12 protein-coding genes are annotated in these 12449 nt (G+C 41.4%); 8 read left to right on the top strand and 4 right to left on the bottom strand.

The genetic code is table 11. The features are described from left to right. Entirely contained in the window at positions 1-2373 is a 2373-nt protein-coding gene (locus tag Q0E08_RS03445) for an endonuclease MutS2 (RefSeq protein ID WP_294777005.1), read from the top strand. A 21-nt stretch (positions 2374-2394) separates the two neighbouring features. Then, positions 2395-5400, top strand: a complete 3006-nt coding sequence (locus Q0E08_RS03440) for a glycoside hydrolase family 2 TIM barrel-domain containing protein (protein ID WP_294777003.1) — start codon at positions 2395-2397, stop codon at positions 5398-5400. A gap of 41 nt (positions 5401-5441) precedes the next feature. Here the strand turns inward: Q0E08_RS03440 and Q0E08_RS03435 are convergent, their stop codons facing one another. Then, positions 5442-6110, bottom strand: a complete 669-nt coding sequence (locus tag Q0E08_RS03435; protein WP_294776999.1) for an SDR family oxidoreductase — start codon at positions 6108-6110, stop codon at positions 5442-5444. 98 nt (positions 6111-6208) lie between these two features. Here Q0E08_RS03435 and Q0E08_RS03430 point away from each other — a divergent pair, with 98 nt between their 5' ends. Both Q0E08_RS03430 and Q0E08_RS03425 read left to right on the top strand, forming a co-directional pair. Next, complete coding sequence (locus tag Q0E08_RS03430) at positions 6209-6709, top strand: hypothetical protein (protein WP_294776996.1); 501 nt, start codon at positions 6209-6211, stop codon at positions 6707-6709. A gap of 12 nt (positions 6710-6721) precedes the next feature. Continuing rightward, the gene (locus Q0E08_RS03425; RefSeq protein WP_294776993.1) at positions 6722-7669 is read left to right on the top strand and encodes a glycoside hydrolase family 43 protein; all 948 of its coding nucleotides are present in this window, start codon (positions 6722-6724) and stop codon (positions 7667-7669) included. Here the strand turns inward: Q0E08_RS03425 and spoVAC are convergent. Beyond that, positions 7666-8109, bottom strand: coding sequence for a stage V sporulation protein AC (gene spoVAC, locus Q0E08_RS03420; protein ID WP_294776989.1), 444 nt, complete (start codon positions 8107-8109; stop codon positions 7666-7668). The genes Q0E08_RS03425 and spoVAC overlap by 4 nt on opposite strands. Positions 8110-8238: 129 nt before the next feature. On the opposite strand from spoVAC, the gene Q0E08_RS03415 reads away from it, so the two are divergent. Genes Q0E08_RS03415 through Q0E08_RS03400 form a run of 4 tightly spaced genes read left to right on the top strand, consistent with a single transcriptional unit; the run spans position 8239 to position 11532 of the window. Next, a complete protein-coding gene (locus Q0E08_RS03415) occupies positions 8239-8988 on the top strand; it encodes an ABC transporter ATP-binding protein (protein ID WP_294776986.1) in 750 nt (249 codons plus the stop codon). A gap of 56 nt (positions 8989-9044) precedes the next feature. Then, positions 9045-9398 carry a stage V sporulation protein AE gene (spoVAE, locus tag Q0E08_RS03410; protein ID WP_294776984.1) on the top strand — a complete coding sequence of 118 codons (354 nt, stop codon included), beginning with the start codon at positions 9045-9047 and terminating at the stop codon, positions 9396-9398. A 23-nt stretch (positions 9399-9421) separates the two neighbouring features. Then, positions 9422-9949 (top strand): FeoB small GTPase domain-containing protein, encoded by a 528-nt coding sequence (locus Q0E08_RS03405; protein WP_294776981.1) that lies wholly within the window; start codon positions 9422-9424, stop codon positions 9947-9949. Positions 9950-9999: 50 nt separating this feature from the next. Beyond that, complete coding sequence (locus tag Q0E08_RS03400) at positions 10000-11532, top strand: MFS transporter (protein ID WP_294776966.1); 1533 nt, start codon at positions 10000-10002, stop codon at positions 11530-11532. Positions 11533-11673: 141 nt separating this feature from the next. Here the strand turns inward: Q0E08_RS03400 and Q0E08_RS03395 are convergent, their stop codons facing one another. Further along, a complete protein-coding gene (locus Q0E08_RS03395; protein ID WP_078768905.1) occupies positions 11674-11889 on the bottom strand; it encodes a PF20097 family protein in 216 nt (71 codons plus the stop codon). A 16-nt stretch (positions 11890-11905) separates the two neighbouring features. Further along, entirely contained in the window at positions 11906-12346 is a 441-nt protein-coding gene (locus Q0E08_RS03390; protein WP_294776941.1) for a helix-turn-helix domain-containing protein, read from the bottom strand. Positions 12347-12449: the final 103 nt, after the last annotated feature.

Genomic DNA, 12449 nt, shown 5'->3' with positions numbered 1-12449 from the left:
ATGGAAAAGAATTATGAAACTCTTGAACTTGACAAAGTTCTTGAAATGTTAAAAAACGAAACTTCGTGTGAGGATGCCGCCGAAATGGCACTTAATATTAAGCCCACTTCGGATTTTGTTGCCGTGTGCAATATGATTAATCAAACAGAGGATGCTTATTCGCTCCTTGCACGCTTCGGTGCTCCGTCATTCGGAGGTCTTTATAATGTAAACGGCTCTCTTGCCCGTGCTTCGGCAGGCGGCGAGCTTAATACACGTGAGCTTCTCAATATTGCGTCAACTCTGCGTTCAATCCGTACACTTTATGAGTGGCATGGTCATTGCAGCGGGGTTAGGACAACGCTTGATAATTTGTTTGAGAGCATAACGGTTAATAAGTATCTTGAAGATAAAATTTTTACTTGTATCATCAGCGAGGAGGAAATTTCCGACAAGGCGAGTGAGGCTTTGTATGACATTCGCCGCAAAATCAGAGCAAAATCCGCCTCGATTCGTGACAAACTTGACGCTATGATTCATTCGCCGCATTATACAAAGTTTTTGCAGGAGGCTATTGTTACTCAGCGTGACGGTCGATTTGTTGTGCCTGTAAAAAGCGAATGCAGGGGTAATGTTCAAGGCTTGGTGCACGATACATCTTCTTCCGGCTCAACCGTGTTTATCGAGCCGATTTCCGTTGTTGAGGCGAATAATGATATTAAAGTGCTCAAGGGCAAGGAAAGGGAAGAAATCAACCGTATTTTGTTTGAACTGTCGGTTGAAGCAGGCAATTTCGGCGAAAGCATAAAGCACAGCTATGAAGCCGCAGTTGACCTTAATCTTATTTTTGCAAAAGCCCACCTTGCAAACAAAATGAAGGCGGCAAAACCTATAATCAATACCGACGGCGTTATTGATTTGAAGCAGGCAAGACATCCGCTCATTGATAAAAACAAGGTTGTGCCGATTGATATTTCTCTCGGCGAAAAATATGATACTCTTGTTATTACCGGTCCGAATACCGGCGGTAAAACCGTGTCGATTAAAACAGTCGGACTGCTTACTCTTATGACTATGTGCGGACTTCTCATTCCGGCATATCAGTCAAGCAGAATTTCGGTTTTTGATAAAATTTTGGTTGATATAGGCGACGAGCAGAGTATTCAGCAAAATCTATCAACCTTTTCGTCACACATTACCAATGTTGCAAATATCTTAAAGGCAGCGGATGAGAGTTCGCTTGTACTTATCGATGAACTCGGTGCCGGCACAGACCCTATCGAGGGTGCCGCTCTTGCCGTTGCGATTATTGAAAAATTGAGGCAAAAGGGCGCAAAAATACTTTCAACCACTCACTACGCCGAGCTTAAAGCCTATGCACTCGATACCGATGGGGTGGTTAACGGTTGTTGCGAATTTGATGTTAAAACATTGTCACCTACATATCGTTTGCTTATCGGCGTACCGGGGCGTTCAAACGCTTTTGCGATTTCAAGGCATATCGGTATTGAGGACGATGTTATCAGCCGTGCCGAAGAAATTGTAGGTTCGGATAACAGAGATTTTGAAGCGGTTCTTGATAAACTCGAAGCCGCACGCCACGAGCTTGAAAACGAAAAGAAATCCGCCGAAAAAGCAACCGAGCAGGCAAGAAAGATGGCTTCTAAGGCACAGTCCGAAAAAGATAAAATAGAAACCTTGAAGGCTCGTGAACTTGAAAAAGCAAAAAAAGAAGCCGAAAAACTTATTAATCAAGCAAAACGCCAATCGTCTGATTTTCTTCTTGAACTTGAAAAAATGAAAAAAGAAAAATCACCCGAAAACGCAACGGAGCTTGCAAAAAAGACCCGCCGTGCGATTAAAAATCAAATGGGTGAGATGGACGACCTTATCAATCCGCAGGAGATTGCGGATAATTGGGATGACGATTACAAACTTCCCCGTCCCGTTGTTGTTGGCGATGCCGTTATTATCAGGGGTATCGGCGAGGGCGAAGTAATCGAAGTTAAAAATAATAATGTCACCGTAAAGTCGGGACTTTTCAAAACAAGAGTTAAAATGTCCGACCTTATGCTGATTGAAAAGAAAAAGAAAAAACCGACCAAGCCGCAGAGAAATCTTTATCGCACAAGTTCCCGTGCAGATGCGGATGTAAAAACCGAACTTGATTTGAGAGGTCAAACAGCCGAGGAGGCTATCAGCAATCTTGGCATATTTATTGACAAATGCGTGCTCAACGGAATTTCAGAGGTTCGCATTATTCACGGCAAGGGTACGGGTGTACTCAGAAGCGTTGTAACGGAAGAACTTCGCCACCATCCTAATATTGACGAGTTCCGCCTTGGCAAGTACGGTGAGGGCGAGGACGGCGTAACAATAGCAAAATTGAAGTAGATATTGCTTAAAGGGGAAATTATGAAATTCAAAATTAAAAACGATAATTATAAAAACTTTGATGTGTTTAAAGATAATGTGCTGACACCCCGTTCGTATTTTATTCCGTTTTCGTCACCCGAAGAAATGGCAAAAACGGATATAAGAACCGAGCGTTATTCATCATCGATGGTTGAAGTGATGTCCGGAGAGTGGGACTTTGTTTATTACAAAAAAGAATCCGAACTTCCGAGCGAACTTGATATTGATAAAACGGATTTTGACAAGGTAAGCGTTCCGTCGGTATGGCAACATACGGGATACGAAAAGCCGTATTACCTTAATTCCCGTTATCCGTTCAAGCCGAATCCGCCGGAGATTCCCGTTGATTGCCCGGTAGGCGTTTATCACAGAACCTTTACTATTGACGATTTGGATAAAAATTATATCCTTTCGTTTTTGGGCGTTGCAGGCGGACTTGATGTTTTTGTAAACGAAAAGTATGTCGGCTACAGCGAGGGCAGCCATAACACTGCTGAGTTTGAACTTGACGAATTCCTTGTTGAGGGCGAAAATCACCTTGTTGTTGTCAATCACAAATGGACAAACGGTACTTATCTCGAATGTCAGGATATGTTCCGTGACAACGGCATATTCCGTGATGTTTTGCTTTTCAAAAACAATAAAAATTCCGTTTATGATTTTGAGGTAAAAACCAAGTTTAACACCGACCTTACATATGATTTAACCGTTTTGCCGTCACTCAAACTTGTTGATGAGTGCGAATTTTCGGCAACTCTTTTTGACGGCAACGAGCTTGTTTCGTCAAAATCCGTAAATGTTGATTCAAAGCAGATAGATAAAATCGTTTTTTCGTCGCTTGATGTTAAGGAATGGTCTGCCGAAGAACCTAATCTTTACACTCTTGTTGTGTCGCTTTCAAAGGACGGCGAGATTGTCGAACTTATTCGCCGACCGATAGGCTTTAAGCATATTAAAATTACAGGTAATGTGTTTACTTTTAATAATAAAAACATCAAACTTTTGGGCGTTAATCATCACGATACCAACCCTAAAACAGGCTATGTTATGACTGTTGAGGATATGGAAAAAGATGTTAGAATTTTTAAGGAGTACAATGTCAACTGCGTTCGTACTTCTCATTATCCGCCCGACCCGATATTCCTTGATTTGTGCGATGAATACGGTGTTTATGTTGTTGATGAGGCTGATATAGAATCTCACGGATGTGAAGTGGAACTTCACAAACCCGGCGTATGCTCTCATAACGAAGCTTGGCAACCTCGCTATTGGGACAGAGTGTACAGAATGTTTCAGCGTGATAAAAACCACGCAGGCATCACAATGTGGTCACTCGGCAACGAGGCACACGGATATTTAAATCAGGATTATTGCTATGAACAACTTAAAAAACTCACCGATATTCCTATTCATTACGAGGGCGTTGTGCGTACAAGAAGATGGGCATACGATGTGATTTCCATGATGTATCCGTGGCAAAAGCAGGTTAACAAAATCGCAAACGGCTCCGGACTTCCTAAAAAGTTTTATACAAAGCCGTTTTATATGTGCGAATATGCTCACGCTATGGGCGTAGGTGCAGGCGGACTTGAAGATTATGTTCAGGCAATTTTGCGTGGAAACAATATGATGGGCGGCTGTATATGGGAATTTGCGGACCATGCGATTTATCATGAAGACGGACCGATTAAATATACATACGGCGGTGACCACGGCGAAAACAAGCACGACAGTAATTTCTGCGTTGACGGACTTTTCTTCCCTGACAGAACTCCGCATTCGGGTGCTTTGCAAATGAAAAATTGCTATCGTCCCGTTCGTATTGTTAAGCATAACGGCGACAGCTTTGAATTTCATAATTACAAGTGCTTTACTAAGGCAGATTACACCGTAAAATGGGATTATCTTGTTGAAGGCAATGTGGCACAAAGCGGTGAATTCTCCCTTGATGTTGAGCCGCATTCTCATCAAACTGTTAAGCTTGAGATTGAGCATGCAAAAGGTGACGAAGCGATAGTATTTACATATCTTGACGGCGATTTTGAGGTTGCAAGTGAACAGATTGTCAACTTTGCGGATGATGTTAAGGTGTATGAAAATACCGAAAAAGACGCTCCTGTTGTTGAAACAAGCGAAAAACGAATTTATGTTTATTTTAACGGCGGCGAGTTTGTTTTCGACACCGCTTCGGGCGAAGTAATCAGCTATAAAAAGAACGGCAGAGAATATATTAACACTGCACCGTTCGGAGGTACAAAGGGCTTTGGCATAAGCGTTTACCGTGCACCGATTGATAACGACCTTAATATTAAGCGTATATGGAAAGCGTTTGCACTTGATACCGAAAAATTACTTGTTAAGAAGCCGAAAGCCGTTGCCGATGTGTTCAAAACAGACGGCAACAGAGTTGTTATTACATCAAATTACTTTGTTTCAACAGTTAAGAAAAAGAATGTTTGCAAGGTAACCGTTACTTATGAAGTTTATAATGACGGTGCAGTTAAGGTAAGTGCCGAGTGCACAAAATCAAAGAATTTGATTTTTGCCCCTCGTTTCGGCTTAACTCTTGAAATGCCGAAAGTATATTCAAATGTTGAATATTACGGTATGGGCGACAGCGTAAATGCACCTGATTTTTGCGAACACGCTATGCTCGGTATTTATAAAACAAAGGTTGCCGATATGCACGAAGAATATATCAAACCGCAGGAATCTTCTATGCGTTCGGGCGTTCGCTGGGCAAAACTTACCGATGATGACGGAAACGGTCTTATGTTCCTGTCGCTTAACGACAGAATGACTTTTTCCGCAGACCATTACACTTCGCAGCAATGTGCAAAGGCTCAGCATATCGAGGAACTTCAGGAATGCAACACAACATTTTTGCATTTTGATTCTTATCACCTCGGCGTAGGCTCAAATGCCTGTGGACCTACTCCTACAAAGGATTACAAAAAATCAAAACTTACAGGTGAAAAGATTACATTGCTTGTTACACCGCAGTAAATAAAAACCGTAAAGAGTTTTGTGCTCTTTACGGTTTATCTTTATATTATAATTCCGCCGTTAACGCCTAAAATCTGACCCGTGATGTACGGACTTTCTGCAAAAAACAGCACGGCTTTTGCAATTTCTTCCGGTGTGCCGAGCCTGCCGAGAGGTACTTCCTCTTTCAATTCTTCGGCGTCAAACATATTGTTCATTCTTGTGTCGATTATTCCCGGGGCAATACAGTTTACGGTTATGTTGCTTGGTGCAAGCTCCTTTGCAAGTGCCTTTGTCAGTCCGATAACCCCTGCCTTCGTCATGGAATACAGCGTTTCGCACGAAGCACCGACCTGCCCCCACATTGAGCTGATGTTGATTATCGCACCGCTTTGTTCTCTTATCATTTTAAGTGCGGCAAACTTGCTTGCAAAATACACCGCTCTTTCGTTCACGGCAGTCATTTTTTCGTAGTCCTCGGCTGTGATGTCGTTTATCATTTTTATGATAGACACACCTGCGTTGTTCACAAGTAAGTCAATTCTGCCGATTGATTCAACGGTGCTTTCTATTTCGTCAATGTTTTCAAGATTGCATTTGATTGCGTTCACTTTATAGTTCGGCTCTGTTTTGTTGTATGTAATATACACATCATATCCGTTTTGTTTCAACAAAATTGCCGTTGCCTTGCCTATTCCCGTTGCACCGCCTGTTATTAATGCTTTTTTCATATCGTCACCTGCTTTTTATTATATTATCATTTATTGTTGAAATTTTCAATTATATATTATATAATTCTATATTATACTGAATTATTCGGAGGTTTGTTATGGACAGAGAGTTTTACACAATTTCGGTTTATGTTGACGAAAATGAAAACTTAATCGGCATTCCTTGCGGCGAAAGTGACAAATACGGAATTGCCGATATTGATACTGTTTTGCTTCTCAAAGCACCTTACACCGATAAGGCACTTGAGGATTATATTGAAAAGGTAATCAATGCATGCTATACAAAAAAGCACAACGACAGCGTTGACACTTCAACTATCGAGCGTTACACAAAGAAAAAAGGCTTTGCCAATGCTACCAAGGATTTCACTATGATTTCGATAGTAAAGACAAAGACCAATTATTCGCTTATGCCGACTTTCAACGATTTTGAAAGAGGTCCGCTTGCCATTGATGATGACGAGCATATTCTTCTTCCCAATTACAGAGAGGGCGAAATGGCGGAAGTTATCCGTGGCTTTATCGAAATTTATCTCAAGGCTAATATGTTCTATAAGGAAAAAGCAGAACTTGAAGCCGAAAAGAATAATAAAAATTAACAGGAGTTTATTATGCACTTATTAGAAGTTGACAAGGAAAATTATCTCGGTCAGGCAGACCCATTTATATTAAAATCGGGCGGCAGATACTATATTTACACTACCGGTCACACGGGTATTTACGCCTATTCGTCGGATGAATTGACAAAGGGCTGGAAGTTTGAGGGAATGGTTCTAACAGACGGCAAGCACGATTCGTGGTGGGCACCGAGCGTTATAGAGCTTGACGGCAAATTTTATATGTACAATTCGTTTGAAATTGAGGGCTACACACCCGACAAGGGCGGTCACAGAGGAGCAATGCATGTTTCCGTTGCCGACAATCCGCTTGGTCCGTTCAAGGTTGTAAAGCAACTTATAGACCCGTTTTCTATTGATTCCCATGTTGTTCAAAATGAGGCGGGGCTTTGGATTTTCTATTCAACAAACACCTTTGAGGGCGACCGAATCGGCACTTATATTGTTGTTGACAAACTCCTTGACCCGTTCACGGTTGAGGGCAAGCCTGTGCCTGTTGTTGTGCCTACTCTTGACGAGGATATTTTTCGCCGTGACAGATATAAAAAAGGTCAGCATTGGCATACTATTGAGGGAGCGTTCTATTTTAAAGATGGCGATTGGCAGTATGTTATGTATTCGGGCAACTGCTTTGAACAGCCGACCTATTATATCGGCTATGCAAGAGCCAAAACAGACGAAACCGACCTTCGCAAAATTAAATTTGAAAAATATCCCGATGACCACACCTATTGCCCTGTGATGAAAGCAAATGATTTTGAAGAGGGCACAGGTCATCATTCCATGATTAAAGAAAACGGTCAGTGGTACGCAATTTATCACGCAAGGGATTATGATGACGGCTTGGGAGCAGATGCCTTTGACGCACGCAATGCACGAATTTGCAAGCTGAATGTAAATGACGGTATCATAACAGCCGAACAATATAAAGACCATATTTAATATAGTTTGAAAATGTAAATTATCAGTCCGTACAAAAAGGAAGTCGCAGTGCCGTAAACAATTACAGGTCCGGCAATGGAAAACATCTGTGCCGCCGTGCCGAGTATATATCCCTCGTGCCTGAATTCAAGTGCAGGGGAAACAACGGAATTTGCAAAGCCTGTAATCGGCACAATTGTTCCTGCTCCGGCATAGCGTGCGATTTTGTCAAACACTCCTATTCCGGTCAGGATTGCCGTTATTATTATGACGGTTGACGGTGTTGCAAGTTTAACTTCGTCTGCATTCAATCCGATTTTTTCAAACAGTGTGTTGAGCAGTTGAGCAAACAGACATATTCCTCCGCCAAACAAAAACGCTCTTATGCAGTTTGGCACAACAGGGGAATTGGGGCTTGCTTTGTCTGTCATTTTTGAATAATCGCTGTTTGATATGCTCATAGTAACACCTCATTTTTTGTTTATGTATATAGCATTTGTAAATGCTGTGTGAATATTCACTCCTTATTGTTGACTTTGAATATTAATAATTGTATAATTTTGTTATACTTATAGTAAAGGAGCAGTTCTATGGAACACCTTGTTGATGTAAGAAATGTGTATAAGATTTATAATCCGGGTGAAAATCAGGTTAACGCACTCGACGGCGTCAGCCTTACTATCGACCGTGGCGAATTTGTTGCAATTATCGGTCAGTCAGGCTCGGGTAAATCAACCTTTATGAATATGATCGGCTTGCTTGACACTCCGACAGAGGGTGAATATTATATCAACGGCAAGCTTGTTGACGACCTTACAGATGACGAAATGTCTGTTATTCGTAATGAGGAAATCGGCTTTATTTTTCAGGGTTTCAACCTCATTCCGTCACTTACGGCACTTGAAAATGTTGAACTTCCGCTTGTTTATCGTGGAATGAAAAAAGACGAACGCAGGAAGATTTCTATCGCAGCACTTGAAAAAGTTGGGCTTGGTTCTCGTATGGACCACTTGCCAAAGGCTTTGTCAGGCGGTCAGCAACAGAGGGTTGCGGTTGCCCGTGCCATTGCGGCGGCTCCACCTGTTATTCTTGCCGATGAGCCGACAGGTAACCTCGACACTCGTTCAACAAAGGATGTAATGAAGATTTTGCATCAACTCAAGGACGAGGGCAGAACCGTTATTGTCATCACTCACGATAATGAGATTGCCATGGAGGCGGAACGAGTTGTTCGTATTCGTGACGGCAGAATCGTTGAGGACTATATTAATCCAGGATTTGAAGAAAAGTACGGCAGAAAAGCGAAGTACGACAATGAAAATCCGATTGACCTCGGCTAATTAAACAATGTAATAAAATCACCTAAATCGGTTAAAATAGATTTAGGTGATTTTTTATGTTGTTTTTAAAAGCGTTTGTTGTCGGCGGATTAATATGCGTTGTCGGTCAACTTTTGATTGATTTAACCAAACTCACTCCGGCAAAAATCCTTGTTTCGTTTGTGTGCCTCGGCGTTGTGCTCGGCGGTATCGGGGTTTATGACAAGTTGATTGATTTTGCGGGTGCAGGTGCAACGCTTCCGCTCACAGGCTTCGGTTCCGCTCTCGCAAGCGGAACAAGAGATGCAATCAGAGAAAAAGGCTTTTTAGGCGTTGTGACGGGTCCGCTTTGTGCTTCGGCAGGCGGTATAACCGTTGCACTTTTGTCGGCACTCGTTGTCAGCCTTGTAACAAAACCCAAGGATAAGTAATAGTATATCCTGTGGTGATATTTATGCTCAAAATCAAATCAATAAGCACCGTCGGCTTTGTCGGCGAAAGTGAGAGCCTTGTACACGAACTGACCTGTCCGCTTTCTCGAAAAAGAACAGGGGATAGGTTTTATTACAAATCCTCCCTCTATCGTGTTGAAGCACCCGATGATGCAAATGTCAGGGTTGTTGTGTTTTCTGCCGTGGATGTCTTTTGCTGTTTTGAAACTCTTGTGGATTTGGTCGATTTTCAAAAATGTGTTTTGTATCTGACCGATGTAAAAAAGGCAAGGCGAATGGGTATGAAAATAGATAAAACACGCCTCTCCTATGCTCTTGAATGTCCCGTGGTGTTTGCCACAAAATCCGCAAGAGGGCTTAACCGTTTGCTTGATGCAGTACATATGGTTTCGCAAACTCCGAATTTTATTACGACATTTGAAAATCCGTCTGTTGCCAAAAAATCCGTAATAAGTTTTAAGCAAAGTAAATTGTCGTTTTTGGCAAGAAAAATACACGATTTGTTTTTAATTATAAAAACCTCTTGTTAATTTCTATATAATCTGTTATTATATATATAATATTTAAAAGGGGTGTAAAAATGAATTCAAAAGCTAAAACCTATACCAAAAAAGAGGCGGCAGGATATCTTGTCGGTATGTTTGGTCAAAACCTTATTTACAACATTGTTGCAACAGGTCTTTACTTCTATTTTCAGAATGTAATTTGTTTGCCGGCAATGGCTCTCGGTTGGATTATGACTATCGCCAGAATATGGGATGCCATAAACGACCCGATGATGGGTACTATTGTTGATAAAACTCATTCAAAATGGGGTAAATGCAGACCGTACCTTATTATTTTTCCTGCAATTATAGGTGTAATCACTATTTTAACATTTATCAACGGCAACTATGCCGAAGCATCGTCAACCGCACAAAAAGTGCTTATTGTAGGCTGGGCGGCTGTATCTTACATCGCTTGGGGTATGTGCTTTACTGTTTGCGATATTCCTCTTTGGGGTCTTACTTCTCTTATGACAGAGGACGAAAACGATCGTAGCAAGATTTTGGGTCTTGCCCGTATGGTTGCAGGCGTCGGCGGTATCGGCGTTCTTGTTGTTCAAGTTGCACAGGCTCTTGCAGGTGCGTTCAACGGCGATATGCAAAAGGCATTTATTGTAACAGTTGTTATTATGACTGTTGTTGCAACAATTCTTTTTGAGTTTGCCGGTATCTTTACAAGAGAGCGTGTTGAAAAATCCGAAAAGAGTTATACTTTCAAGGAAAACTTCCAAATTATGTTCGGTAACAAGCCATTCAGACAAATCCTTATTTCAGGTATCCTCAGAAGCCCGATTCAGCTTCTTATGATTGTTGCCATGACTCTAGTTACATATTATTATGCAAACGGCAACATTATGAACATCCTCAAGTATAACGAGGACGGTTCTCTTGCCGGTATTAATTTCAAGATTCTTATCGGTCTCGGCAGCGTTGCAGTCGGTCTTTTTGTAGGCCAGTTCGTTGCAATGGGCGTTACTCCGCTCATCATCAAAAAGGTTGAAAAGAAAACTCTTTACAATTTCTATTCAATCGCAGGTGCTGTTCCTTTTGCTCTTATCTTTGTATTCTTCAAAGTTTCGGGCGGTGACCTTACATCTACAGCTTGGTCAATCGTTATCGGTATTTGCATGCTTTTTGCAAGTGCGGCTTTCGGCGGTATCAATGTTCTTCAGTCAGTTATGATTGCCGACTGTGTAGACTATGAGGAATATTACAACGGTATTCGTACCGATGGCGTATTCTTCTCAGGTCAAAGCTTTATTACAAAACTTGCAGCAGGTATTTCAACAATCATTTCATCTGCCGTATACGCTTTTGTAGGTTACAGCGGCGTTAATGTTGACAAGCTCAACAAGGCAATCGAAAATGGTGCAAACTTCATCACATATGACGGCGGTTCCGGTGTCGGCAAATATGCTGAAGCAATGTTCTTCCTCATTTCAATCCCACCTGCAATCGGTATGTTCCTTTCGGCTTTGCCTACTCTTAAATATGCAATGACTGATAAAGAACACAAGCAAATTCTTGCAGAACTTGTTGCAAAGAGAGGCAATAAGCCACAGGATTGAAAAGTGCTCAATGAAGAAGATGACGAGCAGGCAAAAGAGCTTGAACAGAATCTCCTCAACATTGTTGACGAAATAAATAAACTCTAAATGAAAAGCTATCCGATTTTTTCGGATAGCTTTTTTTGTGTTGTGACACTTGTATTAATATTTCAAAATTACAGTTTTGCAATTCTCACAAATTGAAGCGGCGATATTAGTTCTGTGACTCGGTTTAACTTCGGTAATTTTAACAAATCCGTCAGCTTTTTTCGCATCCGTAAACACACCCGGTACTTCGTTTGCAAAGCTGAAAGCACCGTCTTTACTGCAAAACAAATAACCGTTTCTCATTTCTTTGCCACACTCCGGACATTTCATAATTTTCACCTCCGTTTTAATATTCGGCAGAGCGTTGTGAACGCTCCAACATTTCTTGCATTTGCTTTTCAAAAATTTCTGCTTTGATTAAAGCGATACCCTGCGACTCGTCTCCAAGCACAACAAGACGGTCGCCCTCTTTTATATCAAATGTATCTCGTGCGTTTTTTGGTATTACAATTTGTCCCTTGCTTCCGATAGTAACTGTTCCCCAAAGGTGTTTGCCGATGGGTGCAGGTGCTATCTTTGTTTTGCCTATTTTTTCATCGGCGTGAATCAGCGAGTCAATTGTAATGCCGTAAAATTCTGCCAGCTTATCGCATTTATCAATATCAGGAAAAGTATCTCCTTGTTCCCATTTGGAATACGATTGGCGGGAAATACCAACTGCTTCGGCAACTTGTTCCTGCGATAAGCTTTTAAGGTTTCTTAAGTATAATAAATTATCCGAAAACATAAATACGCCCCCTTAACTATAAATCATTATAGCATTTAGGGAGCGTACTTTCCACCATATAAACTTGTCAGATAAGTAATTCTTTTGTTAAGTTTAACTGCAT

Origin of the sequence: uncultured Eubacterium sp., from assembly GCF_934561735.1 — a bacterium.
GTDB lineage: Bacteria > Bacillota > Clostridia > Oscillospirales > Acutalibacteraceae > Eubacterium_R.
This window is presented reverse-complemented; position numbering and strand designations above follow the sequence as displayed.

Coding starts and splice junctions, on each gene's coding strand:
- spoVAC (WP_294776989.1), bottom strand. CDS start 8,109: ATGAGCATATCAAACAGCGATTATTCAAAAATGACAGACAAAGCAAGC.
- Q0E08_RS03390 (WP_294776941.1), bottom strand. CDS start 12,346: ATGTTTTCGGATAATTTATTATACTTAAGAAACCTTAAAAGCTTATCG.
- Q0E08_RS03445 (WP_294777005.1), top strand. CDS start 1: ATGGAAAAGAATTATGAAACTCTTGAACTTGACAAAGTTCTTGAAATG.
- Q0E08_RS03395 (WP_078768905.1), bottom strand. CDS start 11,889: ATGAAATGTCCGGAGTGTGGCAAAGAAATGAGAAACGGTTATTTGTTT.
- spoVAE (WP_294776984.1), top strand. CDS start 9,045: ATGTTGTTTTTAAAAGCGTTTGTTGTCGGCGGATTAATATGCGTTGTC.
- Q0E08_RS03415 (WP_294776986.1), top strand. CDS start 8,239: ATGGAACACCTTGTTGATGTAAGAAATGTGTATAAGATTTATAATCCG.
- Q0E08_RS03440 (WP_294777003.1), top strand. CDS start 2,395: ATGAAATTCAAAATTAAAAACGATAATTATAAAAACTTTGATGTGTTT.
- Q0E08_RS03425 (WP_294776993.1), top strand. CDS start 6,722: ATGCACTTATTAGAAGTTGACAAGGAAAATTATCTCGGTCAGGCAGAC.
- Q0E08_RS03400 (WP_294776966.1), top strand. CDS start 10,000: ATGAATTCAAAAGCTAAAACCTATACCAAAAAAGAGGCGGCAGGATAT.
- Q0E08_RS03435 (WP_294776999.1), bottom strand. CDS start 6,110: ATGAAAAAAGCATTAATAACAGGCGGTGCAACGGGAATAGGCAAGGCA.
- Q0E08_RS03405 (WP_294776981.1), top strand. CDS start 9,422: ATGCTCAAAATCAAATCAATAAGCACCGTCGGCTTTGTCGGCGAAAGT.
- Q0E08_RS03430 (WP_294776996.1), top strand. CDS start 6,209: ATGGACAGAGAGTTTTACACAATTTCGGTTTATGTTGACGAAAATGAA.